Annotated in this window: 14 protein-coding genes and 2 pseudogenes; 8 read left to right on the top strand and 8 right to left on the bottom strand. The window is 68.4% G+C overall.

Going from position 1 to position 14,994, the window contains the following annotated elements; all coding sequences use genetic code 11:
* Window positions 1-5: 5 nt before the first annotated feature.
* Window positions 6-857 carry a Ku protein gene (locus ACQEV8_RS00190; RefSeq protein WP_432956256.1) on the bottom strand — a complete coding sequence of 284 codons (852 nt, stop codon included), beginning with the start codon at window positions 855-857 and terminating at the stop codon, window positions 6-8.
* Between the two features lie 110 nt (window positions 858-967).
* On the opposite strand from ACQEV8_RS00190, the gene ACQEV8_RS00185 reads away from it, so the two are divergent.
* The 4 genes from ACQEV8_RS00185 to ACQEV8_RS00170 all read left to right on the top strand — a co-directional run bounded on the left by ACQEV8_RS00185 (window position 968) and on the right by ACQEV8_RS00170 (window position 4,317).
* Window positions 968-1,132 (top strand): hypothetical protein, encoded by a 165-nt coding sequence (locus ACQEV8_RS00185; protein WP_432956254.1) that lies wholly within the window; start codon window positions 968-970, stop codon window positions 1,130-1,132.
* 886 nt (window positions 1,133-2,018) lie between these two features.
* Window positions 2,019-2,423 (top strand): GntR family transcriptional regulator, encoded by a 405-nt coding sequence (locus ACQEV8_RS00180; RefSeq protein WP_432956253.1) that lies wholly within the window; start codon window positions 2,019-2,021, stop codon window positions 2,421-2,423.
* Window positions 2,420-3,316 carry an ABC transporter ATP-binding protein gene (locus ACQEV8_RS00175; RefSeq protein ID WP_432956251.1) on the top strand — a complete coding sequence of 299 codons (897 nt, stop codon included), beginning with the start codon at window positions 2,420-2,422 and terminating at the stop codon, window positions 3,314-3,316. The genes ACQEV8_RS00180 and ACQEV8_RS00175 overlap by 4 nt, the downstream gene beginning before the upstream one ends.
* Window positions 3,313-4,317: a transporter gene (locus ACQEV8_RS00170; protein WP_432956250.1), complete on the top strand. Its 1,005-nt coding sequence runs from the start codon at window positions 3,313-3,315 to the stop codon at window positions 4,315-4,317. Before ACQEV8_RS00175 ends, ACQEV8_RS00170 begins: the two co-directional genes overlap by 4 nt.
* 162 nt (window positions 4,318-4,479) lie before the next feature.
* Here ACQEV8_RS00170 and ACQEV8_RS00165 read toward each other — a convergent pair whose 3' ends face one another.
* Both ACQEV8_RS00165 and ACQEV8_RS00160 read right to left on the bottom strand, forming a co-directional pair.
* Window positions 4,480-4,776, bottom strand: coding sequence for a hypothetical protein (locus tag ACQEV8_RS00165; RefSeq protein WP_432956248.1), 297 nt, complete (start codon window positions 4,774-4,776; stop codon window positions 4,480-4,482).
* Window positions 4,777-5,121: 345 nt separating this feature from the next.
* Window positions 5,122-5,994 carry a thermonuclease family protein gene (locus ACQEV8_RS00160; protein WP_432956247.1) on the bottom strand — a complete coding sequence of 291 codons (873 nt, stop codon included), beginning with the start codon at window positions 5,992-5,994 and terminating at the stop codon, window positions 5,122-5,124.
* 1,092 nt (window positions 5,995-7,086) lie between these two features.
* Here ACQEV8_RS00160 and ACQEV8_RS00155 point away from each other — a divergent pair.
* The 3 genes and pseudogenes from ACQEV8_RS00155 (at window position 7,087) to ACQEV8_RS00145 (ending at window position 9,266) form a co-directional block, all read left to right on the top strand.
* Window positions 7,087-7,911: an MBL fold metallo-hydrolase gene (locus ACQEV8_RS00155; RefSeq protein WP_432956245.1), complete on the top strand. Its 825-nt coding sequence runs from the start codon at window positions 7,087-7,089 to the stop codon at window positions 7,909-7,911.
* A gap of 147 nt (window positions 7,912-8,058) precedes the next feature.
* Window positions 8,059-8,412: pseudogene (locus ACQEV8_RS00150) on the top strand (helix-turn-helix domain-containing protein); the annotation flags it as partial.
* Between the two features lie 45 nt (window positions 8,413-8,457).
* Window positions 8,458-9,266 (top strand): IS5 family transposase gene (locus tag ACQEV8_RS00145; protein WP_432956243.1). Its coding sequence is split into 2 segments (ribosomal slippage): window positions 8,458-8,818 and window positions 8,818-9,266, totalling 810 coding nucleotides; the frame shifts between segments, so codons are not numbered across the junction.
* Between the two features lie 142 nt (window positions 9,267-9,408).
* Here the strand turns inward: ACQEV8_RS00145 and ACQEV8_RS00140 are convergent.
* The gene (locus tag ACQEV8_RS00140; protein WP_432956241.1) at window positions 9,409-10,644 is read right to left on the bottom strand and encodes an IS701 family transposase; all 1,236 of its coding nucleotides are present in this window, start codon (window positions 10,642-10,644) and stop codon (window positions 9,409-9,411) included.
* A 56-nt stretch (window positions 10,645-10,700) separates the two neighbouring features.
* Between ACQEV8_RS00140 and ACQEV8_RS00135 the strand changes: the two are divergent.
* Window positions 10,701-11,100, top strand: a pseudogene (locus ACQEV8_RS00135) (transposase family protein); the annotation flags it as partial.
* A 37-nt stretch (window positions 11,101-11,137) separates the two neighbouring features.
* Here the strand turns inward: ACQEV8_RS00135 and ACQEV8_RS00130 are convergent.
* Genes ACQEV8_RS00130 through ACQEV8_RS00115 form a run of 4 tightly spaced genes read right to left on the bottom strand, consistent with a single transcriptional unit; the run spans window position 11,138 to window position 14,903 of the window.
* Complete coding sequence (locus ACQEV8_RS00130) at window positions 11,138-12,418, bottom strand: NAD(P)/FAD-dependent oxidoreductase (protein WP_432956239.1); 1,281 nt, start codon at window positions 12,416-12,418, stop codon at window positions 11,138-11,140.
* Window positions 12,415-13,209, bottom strand: coding sequence for an amino acid ABC transporter ATP-binding protein (locus ACQEV8_RS00125; RefSeq protein WP_432956237.1), 795 nt, complete (start codon window positions 13,207-13,209; stop codon window positions 12,415-12,417). Before ACQEV8_RS00125 ends, ACQEV8_RS00130 begins: the two co-directional genes overlap by 4 nt.
* The gene (locus ACQEV8_RS00120; RefSeq protein ID WP_432956235.1) at window positions 13,206-13,961 is read right to left on the bottom strand and encodes an amino acid ABC transporter permease; all 756 of its coding nucleotides are present in this window, start codon (window positions 13,959-13,961) and stop codon (window positions 13,206-13,208) included. Before ACQEV8_RS00120 ends, ACQEV8_RS00125 begins: the two co-directional genes overlap by 4 nt.
* A gap of 9 nt (window positions 13,962-13,970) precedes the next feature.
* Window positions 13,971-14,903 (bottom strand): substrate-binding periplasmic protein, encoded by a 933-nt coding sequence (locus ACQEV8_RS00115; protein WP_432956234.1) that lies wholly within the window; start codon window positions 14,901-14,903, stop codon window positions 13,971-13,973.
* Window positions 14,904-14,994: the final 91 nt, after the last annotated feature.

Here is a 14,994-nt window from a genome sequence, read left to right as displayed (position 1 = left end):
ACGCCTCACCTACGCCCTGCGCGGCCGGAGCCCGGACGTCTTCTTGCCCCGGCATTCTTCGTGGTCTTCTTCGCCGCCGTCTTCTTAACCGGCTGCTTCATCGCGGCCTCCTTCTTCGGCATCGCGTGCACGTCGGCGTCCTCGCCGCGCGACGCTCTGGCCTTCTGCACGGACTCGTTCAGGGCAGCCGTCAGGTCGACGGCCTGCCCCGGCTCCGACTCCGGCTCCTCCAGTTTCGGCGGTTCACGGTCCTCCCGCTCGGCCTGGATGATCTGCGTGAGAGCCGCGGTGCAGGTGTCCTGGCACTCCTCACCTCCAAGATCCTCGCGGGTCATGCTGTCCATGAGCGCGAGCGCGCCGTCGATCTCCTCGTCGCCGAGCTCGACGGGCGTCGGCAGCAGCTCCTCCGGCGACCGGACTTCGTCGGGCCAGCGCATCGCGAGCAGGACGATGGCGTCCTCGCGGACCCTCAGCAGCCCCAGGCCCCCGCGTCCGGACCACGCATACTTCGCGACGGGCACCTTGCTGGAGCGGGCGAGGGCCATGCGCAGCAGCTTGCAGGGCTTCGCGGCGACCTGCCCGCTGGGCGCCAGGCAGGAGCCCTCGCCGATCTTCAAAGGGTCGACGGAGTCCAGCGGCACGAACGCCACGATCTCGATCGCTTTCGCCCTCGGCAGCGGCATGCCCCGCAGCTCCTCGTCGCTGATCGGGATGACCTGCTCCTTGGCCAGCTGATAGCCCTTGCCGATCTCGCCCTGGTCGATCTCGCGGTCCTCGAGCTCGCAGTACTTCCGCACCCGCACCCGACCCATGTCCTCCAAGCGGTACTGGTGGACCCTGATCGAACGGTCCTCCATCGCGCTGGCAACCGAGATCGGCACAGTGCCGTTGACTGAACTGGAAACGGAATATTGGCTGGTCAAAGGCCATATCTGCTGGCTTCGCGACGACGATCCGCTCCTACGGCATGGACCTGCTGCGGTGGTGGCGGTTCCTGTCCGGAGGGGGCGTCGCGTGGGATCGGGCGAGCCCCCGGGATGCACGGGACTTCGCCCGGTGGATGCAGATCGCGCCGAAGGTTTCTCGGGTGCATTGGCGCCGCCGAACTTCCGGCGAGGGGCCAAGCCGGTGACGCGGCCCGCGGCAGGCGTGCCGACCTGCCGGTCGGGCGCGACGAGATCATTGAAGCGGTTCGCGCACATCACCAGGCCCAGACGCGGCTGACGCACGTCCCTGCAGTACCTGCCCCTGGATACCGAGCCGAGTCGCTCCACGACCTCTTCGGAGGTGCCCGATGAACGTTCGCGTCCGGGAGATGACCGGCGGCACACGCGTCCGGTCGGGCGATCGTCCACCGGTGCGGGCGGCTGCGGGTGGTGTGATGCGGCAGGCCCAGGTTCAGTTTCCGGCTCGATCCGCCGGGAGACCATGGACGATGACGTGCTTGTCCGTCGAAGAGGTGCTGGCCGCTCTCGCTCGCCCGCCGTTTTCGAGCGGACAAGGCCCGCACCCGGTGGGAGCGCAGGCATGGTGCCCCTGCAGTTCTGGCGTGACTGTCCGGCTTCCCGGGCGAGACCTGGCAGGAGCGAACGGGCGGCATGCCCGGCAGCTGCCAGCCCTCAGCGCTGGGCCAAGGAGGGGCACACATGGGCGAGTGCTGTGGCCGATACGCAGTGGAAGTACGTACAGACGAGGGTGCTGATGCTGGCCAGCATCGACGCGCTGCGCCTCTCGATTCCCTGGAAGTGCGGCGGTGCCAAGAAGCATTGTCGGGAACTACCCCCAGTGACCGTTCACCGACGTTGATTTCCGACGCGAGTGGCCGACAGTGCCCACCTGCGGGTTCTTGATCGCGGGCGTGAGTGTCGACAGACGGTCGTTTCTCGACACCCGAGCGAGGTCTGGCGAGCGCCACCCGCGCGCGGCCGGCTCCCCTCGGCGCCGGGCGGCTGACGCCCGCAGTGCACGCCTTGCCGAATGGTCGACGCAGAGGGCTATAGTGCTAGGTAACTAGATATATGGAGGAACCGGTGATTGAGTTCCACCTGAACAGCCGGTCCGGCCTGTCCCCGTACCAGCAGCTGGTCCAGCAGGTGAAGCACGCGCTGCGCCTGGGCCTGCTGAAAGAGGGGGATCGGCTGCCGACGGTCAAAGAGGTGGCCAGGCAGATGGCGGTCAACCCGAACACGGTGCTCAAGGCGTACCGGGAGCTGGAGCACGACGGCCTGGTAGCCGCACGGCCCGGTGTCGGGACGTTCGTGACCCGGACGCTGGCCGACGACACGCTCGCCGCGCAGGGACCGCTGCGCAAGGACCTGCAGCGCTGGCTGACCAAGGCCCGCCTGGCCGGGCTCGACGACGAGAGCATCGAGGCATTGTTCGTGAACACGTTTCGCAACGCCGCCCGAGAGGACGTAGCGTGAGTGCTGTCTTGCGAGCCCAGGGCCTGGGCAAGAAGTACAAGCAGCGCTGGGCGCTGCAGAACTGCGACCTGGATGTCCCGGCCGGCCGGGTGGTCGGGCTGGTCGGCCCCAACGGCGCCGGTAAGTCGACCTTATTGAAACTGGCATCCGGCATGTTGACCCCGACGGCCGGCACCATTGAGGTGTGCGGTGGCCGACCTGCCGCGGGTGTGGAACAGCTGGCCAAGGTCGGGTTCGTCGCTCAGGACGCCCCGACCTACTCCGCGCTGAGCGTCGCCGACCACCTCGACTTCGGCAAGCGTCTCAACCCGAACTGGGACGAAGCCGTGGCACGCGACCGGATCCGTCGCCTCGGCCTGGACCCGAAACAGCGGGCCGGCAAGCTGTCCGGCGGCCAGCGCGCGCAGCTCGCTCTCACCCTGGGCATCGCCAAGCGCCCCGAACTGCTCATCCTGGACGAGCCGGTCGCGGCCCTGGACCCGCTCGCCCGACGGGAGTTCATGCAGGACCTGATGGAGGCCGTCGCCGAGCACGAACTGAGCGTCGTGCTCTCCTCCCACCTGGTCTCCGATGTGGAGCGAACCTGCGATTACGTCATCGTCCTGGTCGGTTCCCGGGTGCAGGTGGCCGGCGACATCGATGACATGGTCGCCTGCCACCACCGGCTCACCGGACCGCGCAGGGACCCGGGCACGCTCCCGGCCGGTCAGGACGTGATCACCGCCAGCCACACCGACCGGCAGACCACCCTCCTGGTGCGCACCGACACCGCGGTCCACGATCCGTCCTGGACTGTCAGCCCGCTCGGCCTGGAAGACATTGTCCTGGCCTACATGACCCGGCCTGCCGATGCGGTTCGTGACACCCGACCCGCGCTGGAGGTACTCCGATGATCTGGCTGACCTGGCGCCAGTTCCGCACGCAGGCCGCCGTGGTGTTCGGCGTGGTGGCTGCCCTCGCCGCCACCCTCGCGGTCACCGGCCCGCAGCTGGCCGACCTCTACCGGACTGCCGGCAGTGACCTGGTGGACCAGGTCTCCAGTTCGGACCAGACCCTCTACTACGCCGGGCTGGCGGTTGTGCTCGCCGTTCCGGTGGTCATCGGGATGTTCTGGGGCGCGCCGCTGATCTCCCGTGAGCTGGAGACCGGCACCCACTGTCTTGCGTGGAATCAGGGTGTCACCCGCACACGCTGGCTGGCCACCAAGATGGGGTTTGGTGTGGCGGCATCCATGACCGCCGCAGGACTGGCCGCACTCGCGGTGAGCTGGTGGAGCAGCCCCATCGATCGGGCTGTCAACGGCGGTGCCGAGACGGACACGTACTTCTCGCGGCTCGACCCCGTGGCCTTCGCCGCACGGGGCGTCGTCCCCATGGCCCATGCCGCCTTCGCCTTCGTCCTGGGTGTCGCCCTCGGCCTGGTCATCCGCCGCACCCTGCCCGCGATGGCAACCGCGTTTACCCTCTACGCCGCCGTCCAGATCGTGGTGCCGCTGTGGATCCGGCCGCTCCTGGCCGCCCCGGACCGGACCAACGTGCCGATCGAGACCGGCACTCCGATCAGCATCCAGGGCGACGCCGAGCAGATCGCCGTGCATCTCGAAGCACCCGGTGCCTGGCTCACCTCCCAACAGACGCTGAACGCCGCAGGTCAGCCGGCCCCCGTGCCGTCGTCCTTCGCCGACTGCCTGCACACCGAGTCGGGCCTGCCCACCATGCAGCAAATCGACGGCTGCGTCACCGACCTCGGCGCCCTGGGCTACAAGCAGCAGGTGACGTACCAGCCCGCCGAACACTTCTGGGCCCTTCAATGGGCCGAGACCGGGCTCTACATCGCCCTCGCCCTGGCCCTGACCGGGTTCTGCGCCTGGTGGATCCGCCGCCGAGTGACCTGACATGCGCCAGTCCCCCCACGGGAGTATCCGCGAGGGCGGCCAGGGCCCGGCTGCCCCTGGCGGCGTCGACAGGGCCCTCTCACCATTCAAGATCAATCTCACCGATACCGGGTACCGTTGGCCCTCAAGGCCGGTACAGGCACCGGCCCGTCGGCGCGGCATTCACCCCGGCTCCGCCAGGGCCTGGTAGGAGGCGTCCGCCGGGGTGCGGGGACGGGGCATCGAGAGAAGCGGCGCGAGGTCGAGCCGCTTGTCCATCTCCAGGCGGAAGGTGCCGTACGGGTTGATGTTGGACCAGAACAGCGCGGTGTCCGGGCCGGTGAGCGCGCCGCCCTGCCGTAGTGGAGCACGGTGTTCGCCGAGTTCCAGTTCTCCACAACCGATCCGGGTCCGGCGCGGCGGCTCGATCTTCTTCGCCCGGCACTCGACCAGCAGGGCCTCCCGCTGCCGGTCCTCCACCAGCTCTACTGGGCTTACCTCCACCGCCAGCCACGCGGTCAGCCGCTCCTCATTGTCCAGCGTCGCAGACCGAACCTCACTTCACCCCCGCCGGCGGTCCCTGCGACTGAGCTTGCGAAGTACGAAAGGGGGCCGTGACTGCTTGTCGGGCGCGGCGTGGGCCTGGTCAACGACGGAGACCAGGCCCACGATCCTCTCGGCGCTCTCCACTGTCAGCCGCAGGGAGATTTTCGCGTTAATTCAGAGAAGTGACCAAACCAAGCTGATCGCGTCGTCGGGAGGGAGCGCCGTAGGCTGCCCTCGGCGGCCGGATGGCCGGCCCGGCCCTCGCCTGGCGCTCTTGGTTCAGTTCTCGACGAAGACGAGGTCTTCGGGCGGGTGGGTCATCCGGACCTTGCTGTCGATGATCTCGACGATGGTGTCGAGGCCGGTGGTGGAGTGGCCCGTGGAGATGATCCAGAACTCGTCCGCGGCCTGGTCGAGGAAGGCGGGGAAGCCGGTCAGGTCCGCGTTGTCGGGGTCGCCGAGGTACAGGTAGTCCGCCAGCCGCCGGAACAGCTTGGGCAGGATCACGACGTCGTCCTGGAGGGAGCCGATGCCGGTGACGGTCGCGCCGCCGAGCGTGTCGTCGTCCTGCCACAGGCCTTTGTTGGCCGCCTGCGCTTGGCGCACCGCGGCGGTCAACTCGTCGCGCAGGTCGGGGAAGAGGTTGGTGTAGTACGTCGGGTAGGCCAGGCCCTCCCTGAGGACGTGGTGGTTGAAGGTGGTGCGCAGCAGTGCCTCGTCGACGTTGATCTGCGTGCCGCTGGTTCCCGGCGGCGTGCCCTTGCCGGTGAGGGCGAGGCAGCGCTTGTCGCGGCCCGCGCCGCGGGTGAGGATCCAGCCGGGCCGGGTCGTGGGGGTGGCGGCGGTGACGGTCTCGTCCGGCGCACGGTCGACGGTGGTGAAGCCGAGCCAGTTCGTCAGCTCGTCCCGGGCGGCACGGCCGTGGAGCCACGGCTGGTGGACCTCGGGGTTGCCGTTGCGCGTGTAGTGGGTCTCCAGCGTGTCGATGGCGTCCAGCCGTAGCTTGGCCTTGCCCGAGGTGTTGTGCTCGACCTTGTGAGGGCCGGGGACGAGGTCCCACTCCTCTTTCTTGTCCGGTTTGAAGTGGATGGTGTCCCCGTCCGACCGACCGTTGAGGATGTGGTACGAACCCTTGATCAGCAACATTGGCATGGCGATGCGGCTCCCTCACGATGAGCATGAACAGCGAAACTGGCCCTCACTCAGCGTTACATGGTAGGGGGATTCGCTGTACAGAGGGTGAAACCACGCGCTCCGTTCGCTCGTTAGGTCCTTTCCGGCCTCGCGGAGGGAATTGACGCTCTCAGCCCCGGCCGGTGGGGTTGGCTGTCGTCCGGACGACAGCCAACGCCCGTTCTCTAGCCGCGATCAAGTTGATCGCGAGGGCGGCGGGGCGCAGCCAGGCCAGGCCAGGCCGGGCAAGGGTGATCGGCCTGAGGGGCTTCGCTCCTGCTACTGCTCGTTGAACGTTCCGCGGCCAGTCGGCTCAGTCTGCGATCGGGATAGGCGTGCTCTCTTGCGCGCGCGTCCGTGATCGGCTGGGGTGGCCGCAGACCGCACTCAAGAGCACCTGCAGCTTGTTCATCGGCGATGCGACAGGGGGATCGCGGGGCGACGGCATCCGCCGAGTCCGACGATGACCAGCGCTTCCCGGCTACCCCATCCGGCGGGGAGCGACCGGCCTGCCTCCGTTCAGCGATGGCCACGCCGGGTCTGACGCCCCGCTCCTCCAGCAGGCGCTCCATCTGCCGGACTCTTGGTGGCAGGAGCTCGCCGGGGTTCTGGAGAAGGTGCCGGCGGCCGGGGAGGCGTCGACCCGCGCACCCGCGAACCCTGCGCCAAGGGCTCCAAGGCCGAACGTTCCCAAGGCGGCCCGCCCTCCCAGGCCAGGCAGGAGGTCGGCATCCGGCTTCCGCTGTAGGCGACACGAACCGGTGCTGGGCCTGGGGAGGTATGGCCGGGGAACGGCGGTGAGGGTGATGTGCCTGTAGAGCAGTGAGCCTCTTCCACCCTGAAGTGCCGTCTCAGGGCCGTCAGCTGTCATAACCTCAACACTGAAGAAGCCTCCGTGGACGGTCTCGTCGTTGGGGGTCGCCATCGCACACCCCCGTCCGGTTGTGTTGATGTGCGTCAGACCCTCTGGCAGGGTGACGCTGCAAACCGGGCAGGGAGTTCGATCTTGAGCAGGACCAACGGCCCGGTGCCGGTCAAGACGCGGCCGCAGTCTTCAAACGGGAGGGGCCCATGCTGAGGCAGGTCGCCGAGGGGGTACTGATCCACCGGAGTGAGTTGCTCGAGAACAACACCGTTGTCGTGCATGGCAGGGACGGCGTGCTACTCGTAGACGTCGGGATTACCGGCGCCGAAATGACCTGCCTGGCGAACGACCTTCGTGAGCTGGGCCAGCCCGTGGTGGCAGGCTTCTCGACGCATCCTGATTGGGATCACGTGCTCTGGCATGCCGAACTTGGCGAAGCGCCTCGTTACGGCACAGCCCGCTGCGCGGCCTTCATGCAGGACGTGTTGTCGAACGCGGACTGGAAGGCCGGCGTCGCCGAGGGGCTGCCGCCGGAAATCGCCGAGGACACACCGCTGGCCTTGTACGGCCTCATCACTGGTCTGCCTGCTGAAACCGCGCAACTTCCTTGGGATGGTCCCAAGGTGCGGATCATTGAGCATACGGCGCATGCCCCGGGCCATGCGGCGCTGTTGATCGAAGAACGCCGAGTTCTCATCGCCGGCGACATGCTCTCCGATGTCTTCGTTCCCATGTTCGACGACACCGACAACCCGATTGAGGACTACCTCGTCGGGCTGGGGGTGCTCGAGGGCGTAGCGGACGACGTCGATGTCCTCATCCCCGGACACGGATCCGTCGCCAGGGACGAGGAGGTACGCGCAAGGATCAAACTGGATCGAGCGTACGTGGAAGACCTACGTGACGCCCGGGTGTCCAGCGACCCACGGGTCGTATCGCCCAAGCCCGGCTGGGAGTGGGCAAGCGACATTCACGAAGGGCAGGCCCGAAGCCTCGCCCGAGGAAGCGAGCGCGAGGGGACGCCTGACTAGAGATCCGCTTCCGCCGCAGGACGACCCTGCCAGTGAACCGTTGCCAAGATGGCGTCGCTGAACACGAGTTGGATGTCCTGCGCCTTGAGGAAGCTCCTGGCCGACGGGTTCTCGACCAAGTTCCCCCGTGTTCGCCAGGAGCTTTGCGTGCTCGTCTATCCGTCCTCGATAGATCTGTCCAGCCGTACCTTGCGGTTCCTGACCGGACAACTGACGGCCAGGCGGCAGGAGACCGGGGCGCGGTGGCGAAGTCTTCCCGCTTCACGTCAGGCCCTACTCGCCCTGGCTCATCTGCGGTGCGGTGACACCCACGCCCAGCTCGCCGCCGGGTTCGGCATCGGGATCGCGACCGTCTTCCGATACGTACGGGAAGCCGTCGAGGCCCTGTCCGCCCTCGTCCCGTCCTTGGCTGAGGCGATGAGGGCGATACGAGCGAAGGCGTTCGTCATCCTCGACGGCACCCTGCTCCCCATCGACCGCATCGCCGCCGGCACTCCGTACTAGGGTCCGTCTTCAAAGATCACACGGGTGGTGGATCATGGTGTCGTGGTACGTCGTCATGAACTCACTGACCAGGAGTGGGAGTTGCTCGCTCCGCTGATACCCAGGGCCGCGACGGGGCGACCCCGCGTGGAGGACCGGCAGGTCATCAACGGAATGGTCTACAAGATCCGCACCGGGATCTCCTGGCGTGACCTGCCGGAACGCTACGGGCCGTGGAAGACCGTGTACACGCGCTTCCGCCGCTACGCCCTCGATGGAGTCTTCACTCGGGCTCTGCAGCAGATCCAGGCCCGTGCGGACTCAGAGGGCGACATCGACTGGCTGGTCCAGATCGACTCCACCATCGTCCGCGCCCACCAGCACGCTGCCGCCACCGGCCGAAAAGGGGGCGGCACCGGCGGGACGAACCGGACGATCACGCCCTCGGCCGCCCACTCGCGATCCTGCTGACGCCCGGCCAACGCCATGACAGTGTCTGCGCACGCCCTCTGCTGGAACGTATCCGTGTTCCCCGCACGGGCCCGGGCCGGCCGCGCTGCAGGCCCGACCAGGTCATCGCAGACAAGGCTTACAGCTCCCGAGGCTTCCGCGCCTACCTGCGAAAACGCGGCATTGCGTACACCATCCCCGCGAAGACCGACCAGCAACGGCACCGGCTGAGGCGCGGGCGCCACGGCGGCCGACCGCCAGGGTTCGACCGGGAGACCTGCCGGCGGCGCAACATGATCGAGCGCTGCTTCAACCGACTCAAGGGCTTCCGCGGTATCGCCACCAGATACGAAAAGACCGCCACCTCCTACGAAGCGGCGGTCACCCTCGCATCGTTCCTGCTCTTGGCAAGATCCGTTTGAAGACGGACCCTAGTAGTGCTTCGTTAGGTTCTGGGCTGTCTGTGGCTTCTTCGGGGGTTGGGCAGGGGGCGTCCGCAGGTGGTGCAGGTACCGGTCCAGCACCTGAGCAGGTCCTGAAGAATGTCGAGGACCTGGTAGAGGGTCAGGCCGGTGTGCGGACTTTTGGGTCGAGCCGCCTGAGGGTGAGGAAGGCCTGGGCGGCGGTGACGAGGGTGACGTGGTGGTGCCAGCCGCGCCAGGTGCGGCCCTCGAAGTGGTCCAGTCCCAGGCCATGCTTGAGCTCGCGGTAATCGTGCTCGATCCGCCAGCGCATCTTGGCCCACCGCACCAGGTCAGCGGCCGGTGTGGTGGCGGGCAGGTTCGATATCCAGTAGTCCGTCGGAGTGTCCTGGCCGTCCGGCCACTCGACGAGGAGTGTCTGGACGGGCAGGACACCGTCCCACTGGTTGCGGCCGCCGCCCGCCGCCTGGGCTGCGGCGAGGGACTGCTTGCCCGCGGGCCGCACGCTCAGCACCGCGAACCGTGAGGTCATCGCGCCTTTGCTGCCCTGCCGCCAGGTCACCTCGGTGAACCGCTCCGCACCCGCCTCCGCTGCGAGGACGGAAACGGCTCGCGGCGAGGTGCGGTAGCGGGCAAGGGTGGGCGGCCCGAGCCCACCGTAAGCAGGCTGGTGCGGCTCGGTATTCTCCGGGTGAGCGACTTCCTTCCCGTTCAGGGCCAGAACATAGGACAGCCCTCGCTCCTCAAGGCCGAGCCGGAAGGGGGTGCTGACGCCGTAGCCGGCGTCGGCGACCACGACCGGCGCCTTCAACTGCCGGTTGGCGAGTGTGTCCAGCAGGCCGAGCGCGAGGCGCCACTTCTCCTGGTGCACCACCTCGTCGGGGACTCCTGCCCTGCGGCATCGGTCCGGCTCGTCCGTCCATTCACGCGGCAGATACAACTGCCACTGCAACGGGCACGAGGCAGTGTCGGTGGCGGCATGGACACTGACCGCGACCTGACAGTTCGCCCGCTTGCCGACCGCTCCGCAGTACTGGCGGGCCACCCCCACCGACGCCTTGCCGCACTTGGGCAACGACACATCGTCGATCACCCACACCTCGGGCCTGACAACTTTGGACAGCCGCTCGGCGATCCGCCGCCGCACCGGTAACGGGTCCCACGGCGACTGGTTCACGAACTGCTGCAGGGCCTGCATGTTCCCGTCCGGCAGACGCTCGGCCATCGGCTGGATCGACTTGCGCCGGCCATCGAGCATCAGGCCCCGCAGATAGCACTCGCCCCACCGCCGCTGATCCCGCCGCGGAAACGACCCGAACACATCGGCAACGAACTCCGACAACTCACCCCGGAGCCGTTCCACCTCCCCCAACTTCACCCTGGGAGGCTGCCCACAACCAGCCGAGATCACTCAACGTAACGAAGCACTACTAGTCGGGAAATCACAAACGCCACGGAATGAACGTCCAGGTCCTCACCGATCCGTTCGGGCGGCTGCTGTGGGTCTCGCCCGCACTGCCCGGATCCACGCACGACCTCACCGCCGCGCGACAACACGGGATCATCGAAGCCCTTGCTGATGCGGGGACTCAAATGCTGGGCCGATAAGGCGTATCAAGGCGCTGGCGCCCTTGTCCGGGTGCCGTTTCGGGACCGCCGTCTCAAGCGATGGAAGCGCCGGCACAACACCACTCACGCCAAGATCCGCGGTGTCGGTGAGCCGGCGATGGCCACCCTGAAGGGCTGGCGCCTCCTGCGGAAACTCCGCTGCAGCACCAACCGCATCAGCAAGGTCGTGAAAGCGGTCCTGGTCCTTCACCACGCCTCATCGTGAGGTTGGGAAACGCTCATTGCCGGACATGCTGAACGCTCTATCCGTGCAAGCGGTCGAAGCGGAAGGGCCATAGTGCTTGCGGGCGGTTGCCGGTTCGTATGAATTCGGCGAGTTTGTGGCCGGTGGCCGGGCCGAGGGTGATGCCGAGCATGCCGTGGCCGGTCGCCGCGTAGGCGTTGTCGTGGCCGGGGACGCGGTCGATGACGGGGAGGCCGTCGGGGAGGAAGGGGCGCCCGCCCACCCATGGGTCGCGAATCAGGGTGACCAGGTCGTCGGGGTCGTCGAACCAGTCGCCCAAGTAGTGCCGGCTGGCGAGGGCGACCGCGACGATCCGGCGCCAGTCGAGCCGATTGTTGTTGCCGCTGAGTTCCATCGTGCCGCCGATGCGAGTGGTGGCGCCGATGGGGGAGGCGACGGCCCGGCGCTCGCCGAAGTAGAGGGTGTGGCGGGGTGCGGGGTCGAGGTCGACCGAGAAGCTGTACCCCTTGCCCGCCTGGAGCGGCAGCGGCCGGCCGAGGAGGTCGAGCAGGGCCGGGGAGCGCATGCCGGCGGCGACGACTACGGCTTGGCAGGGGATCTCGACCTGGCCGGTGCGCAGCGCCGTCACCCGTCCCGCTGTCGTGTGGAACCCGGTGACCCGCGTGTGCTCGTGAACCTTCACCCCGCAGGCGGCCAGCGCCTGGCCGAGTCCGCGGGCGAACGCCTCCGGATCGACCACGCCCTCGCCCTCGACGAGATACGCGGCCCGCACCCCGGGCGCGAGGGCATCGTCCAGAAGGTGGGCCTCGTCGCCGCTGGTCACGTCGTCGGGCAGCCGGTAGCGGCAGTCGGCCGTTTCCCGCTGGACGGCGAGGTGGTGGCGGGCCTCGGCCGCCGACAGGAAGGCGTGCACCATGCCGGGGCGGGTCAGTGTCGTCTGCACGCCCGCCTCGCGCAGATCGTCGAACAGGTCGAAGGTGTCGCGGTTCAGCTCGGCGATCGCCGCAGCTCCGCGCCGGAAGGCGGCCGGTGTGCTGCTGCGCCAGAACCGCCACAGCCACCGCACGAACGCCGGGTCCGGCAGGGGCCGCAGATACAGCGGCGAGTCGGGGCGGCCCAGCGAGCGCAGCGCGTAGCGCACCACGCCCGGTGCCGGGACGGGTGTGGAGTGGCTGAGGCAGACCCAGCCCGCGTTACCCCGCGACGCGCCGGAGCCCAGGCCCCCGCGCTCCACCACTTCGACCGGCAGCCCGGCCGCCGCGAGGTAGTACGCCGTACACAGCCCGACCACACCGCCGCCGACCACCACGACAGGCCCGTCGCCGTCCGGCCCGCTCATGACGCGCTCCCGTAGGCGGCAAGGAAGGCGCGGGTCCGGGCGTGGGAGGGCTGGTCCAGGACGTCCCTCGGAGCGCCCTCCTCCACAATCCGGCCGCCGTCGACGAAAACGACATGGTCGGACACCTCGCGGGCGAACGGCAGTTCATGGGTGACCAGCAGCATCGTCATGCCCTCGGCGGCCAGCTCCCGCATCACGCTCAGCACCTCGCGGGTGGCCTCCGGATCCAGGGAGGAGGTCGGCTCGTCGAACAGCAGAACCTCCGGCTTCAGCGCCAGCGCGCGGGCGATGGCGACCCGCTGCTGCTCACCGCCGGACAGCTGCTCCGGCTGAGCCAGAGCCCGGTGGGCGACACCGACCCGGCGCAGCAGCGTCACGGCCCGCTCCAGCGCCGCCTGCTCGGGAACCCCGGCCTTGCGCTGGGCGAGGACGACGTTCTCCACGGCCGTCAGGTGCGGAAAGAGGTGGAACTTCTGGAAGACCATGCCGACCGTGCGCCGCAGCCGCGGCAGATCGCGGCACACCGTACGGCCCTGGCTGTGCACCACCTCGCCGGCCACCTCGACCGTGCCACCATCGGGCTTCTCCAGCAGGTTGACGCAGCGCATCAGGGTCGTCTTGCCGCCGCCGCTCTGCCCGATGACGCTGACGATCCGGCCCCGGCCGACCTCCAGGTTCACGTCATCGAGGACGAGCCTGCCGTCGAAGGACTTGCTCAGCCCATCGATCCGTACGACCGCCTCGGTGGCGGCCCGATCGACGGCCTCGTGGGTGGTGACGGGCTCGGTCATGCGGCCGCCTCCTTTCGTTCGGCGGTGGCGCCCAGGTCGGGTGCGAGCAGCGCACGGGCCGCCCGCACCCGGCGCCGCCGCCATGGGGACAGCGGGGCACCGGCCCGCACCTTGCGCTCCAGCACCAGCAGGAATTGGGAGAGCGGGTAGCACAGGGCGAAGTAGAGGGCGGAGATGACCAGGTACACCTCCAGCGCCCGGAACGTCGCCGAGGTGATCAGCCGCCCCTCCGACATCAGCTCCGCCGCCGACACGGTCACCAGCAGGGACGTCGACTTCAGCAGGTCGACCAGCATGGTGTTGGTGCCGGGCAGGGCCTGACGAACGGCTTGCGGCAGGACGACGTGGACGAAGATGCCCGCCCTGCCGATGCCGAGCGCCTCACCGGCCTCCGTCTGCCCGTCGTGCACCCCGCTGATCGCGGCACGGAAGATCTCGGACAGGTAGGCGGCGTAGAACACGATCAGCGACAGGCACCCCGCGCTGAACACGTCCAGCCGGATGCCGGCGGAGGCCAGACCGAAGTAGGTCAGGAAGATGATGGCCAGCAGCGGGACGTTCTTGAACACCTCGGTGTAGACCGCGGCCACGGCCCGCAGGGGCCAGGTTCTGCTCAGCCGTAGCAGTGCCACGGCGAGGCCGAGGAGCACCGCGCCGATGAAACTGGCCACGGTGTAGGAGACCGTGCGGCCGAGCGCGTCGACGAGATCGCCGCGGTAGTCGGACCAGGGCACTTGGAAGAGTCCGGACATGTCAGCCCCTCACTGTCCGATGGTCGGCGGGTTCCAGTTGCCCGGCCGGTCCACTGCGCGTCGCGCGGCGGCGACATCCGCGGCCGGCTTCAGGAACTGATCGGGGTCACCGCCGTACTTCTTCACGAGCTTGGTCAGCTCGCCGTCGCGGTACATGGCGTCGATCTCGTGGGAGATCGCCTGTTCCAGCTTGGTGGCCTTCCTGGGCAGGTAGAAGCCGGTCTGGTAGGGCTGGAAGTACGCGAAGGCGGGCTGCTGCCGGACCTCGGTGGCGGTCGGTGGTGTCAGGTACTCGGTGGTGATCCTCAGGTCGGGGCGCTGCTTCTGCGCCGCGATGATGATCAGCGGGTCGAGGAAGCCGACGTCGATACGGCCCGTGCCGAGGTCGTCGAACACGCCGTTGGCGTCCGGGTAGGCGTGCAGCTTCGCCTTGGGCACCGCCTGGATCGACTTGACCCACACGTAACCCTCGACCGTACCCAGGTCCAGGCCGCCGAGATCGGTGACCGTCCTGTACGTCTTGCCGTCGCGGACGGCCATCGCGGGCGGCGAGTAGTACGGCGGGTCCGTGAACAGCCCTTGCTTCTGCCGGTCGGCGGACCAGGCGACACCGCCGACGGTGATGTCGACGCGGTGTGACTGCACGCCCGCGAGCATGCCGGCGAAGTCCGTGACCTGCGGCTTGATCTCCAGGCCCAGCTTCTTGGCGATATACGTGAGGATGTCGCCGTCCAGGCCGACGATCTTGCCGTCCTGGAGCGAGGTGTAGGGCGCGTACGGCTGGACGGCCACCTTCAGGACACCGGGCGTGAGCGTGCCCAGCGCGGCGGTCTTCGCCGACACGTTCGTGGGAGCGTCGTCGCCGCCGGAACCACAGGCGGCCGTCAGGGACATCAGGACCGTCGCCGCCAGGGCGACGGCGAGTGAGCGAACACGGAACATGGGCTGAGCCCTTCCGTCGCAGGGCGGGGTGGGATTTGGCCCATACGCTAGGGACCACCCCGACCTGCGTCACTGTTCACTTCGTACGAAT

The organism is Streptomyces sp. CA-179760 (genome assembly GCF_050937045.1).
GTDB lineage: Bacteria > Actinomycetota > Actinomycetes > Streptomycetales > Streptomycetaceae > Streptomyces.
This window is presented reverse-complemented; position numbering and strand designations above follow the sequence as displayed.

Excerpts from the sequence above, each read along its gene's own strand:
- ACQEV8_RS00170 (WP_432956250.1), top strand. The coding sequence starts at position 3,313 with ATGATCTGGCTGACCTGGCGCCAGTTCCGCACGCAGGCCGCCGTGGTG.
- ACQEV8_RS00180 (WP_432956253.1), top strand. The coding sequence starts at position 2,019 with ATGGAGGAACCGGTGATTGAGTTCCACCTGAACAGCCGGTCCGGCCTG.
- ACQEV8_RS00155 (WP_432956245.1), top strand. The coding sequence starts at position 7,087 with ATGCTGAGGCAGGTCGCCGAGGGGGTACTGATCCACCGGAGTGAGTTG.
- ACQEV8_RS00160 (WP_432956247.1), bottom strand. The coding sequence starts at position 5,994 with ATGCCAATGTTGCTGATCAAGGGTTCGTACCACATCCTCAACGGTCGG.
- ACQEV8_RS00125 (WP_432956237.1), bottom strand. The coding sequence starts at position 13,209 with ATGACCGAGCCCGTCACCACCCACGAGGCCGTCGATCGGGCCGCCACC.
- ACQEV8_RS00115 (WP_432956234.1), bottom strand. The coding sequence starts at position 14,903 with ATGTTCCGTGTTCGCTCACTCGCCGTCGCCCTGGCGGCGACGGTCCTG.
- ACQEV8_RS00130 (WP_432956239.1), bottom strand. The coding sequence starts at position 12,418 with ATGAGCGGGCCGGACGGCGACGGGCCTGTCGTGGTGGTCGGCGGCGGT.
- ACQEV8_RS00190 (WP_432956256.1), bottom strand. The coding sequence starts at position 857 with ATGGAGGACCGTTCGATCAGGGTCCACCAGTACCGCTTGGAGGACATG.
- ACQEV8_RS00120 (WP_432956235.1), bottom strand. The coding sequence starts at position 13,961 with ATGTCCGGACTCTTCCAAGTGCCCTGGTCCGACTACCGCGGCGATCTC.
- ACQEV8_RS00185 (WP_432956254.1), top strand. The coding sequence starts at position 968 with ATGGACCTGCTGCGGTGGTGGCGGTTCCTGTCCGGAGGGGGCGTCGCG.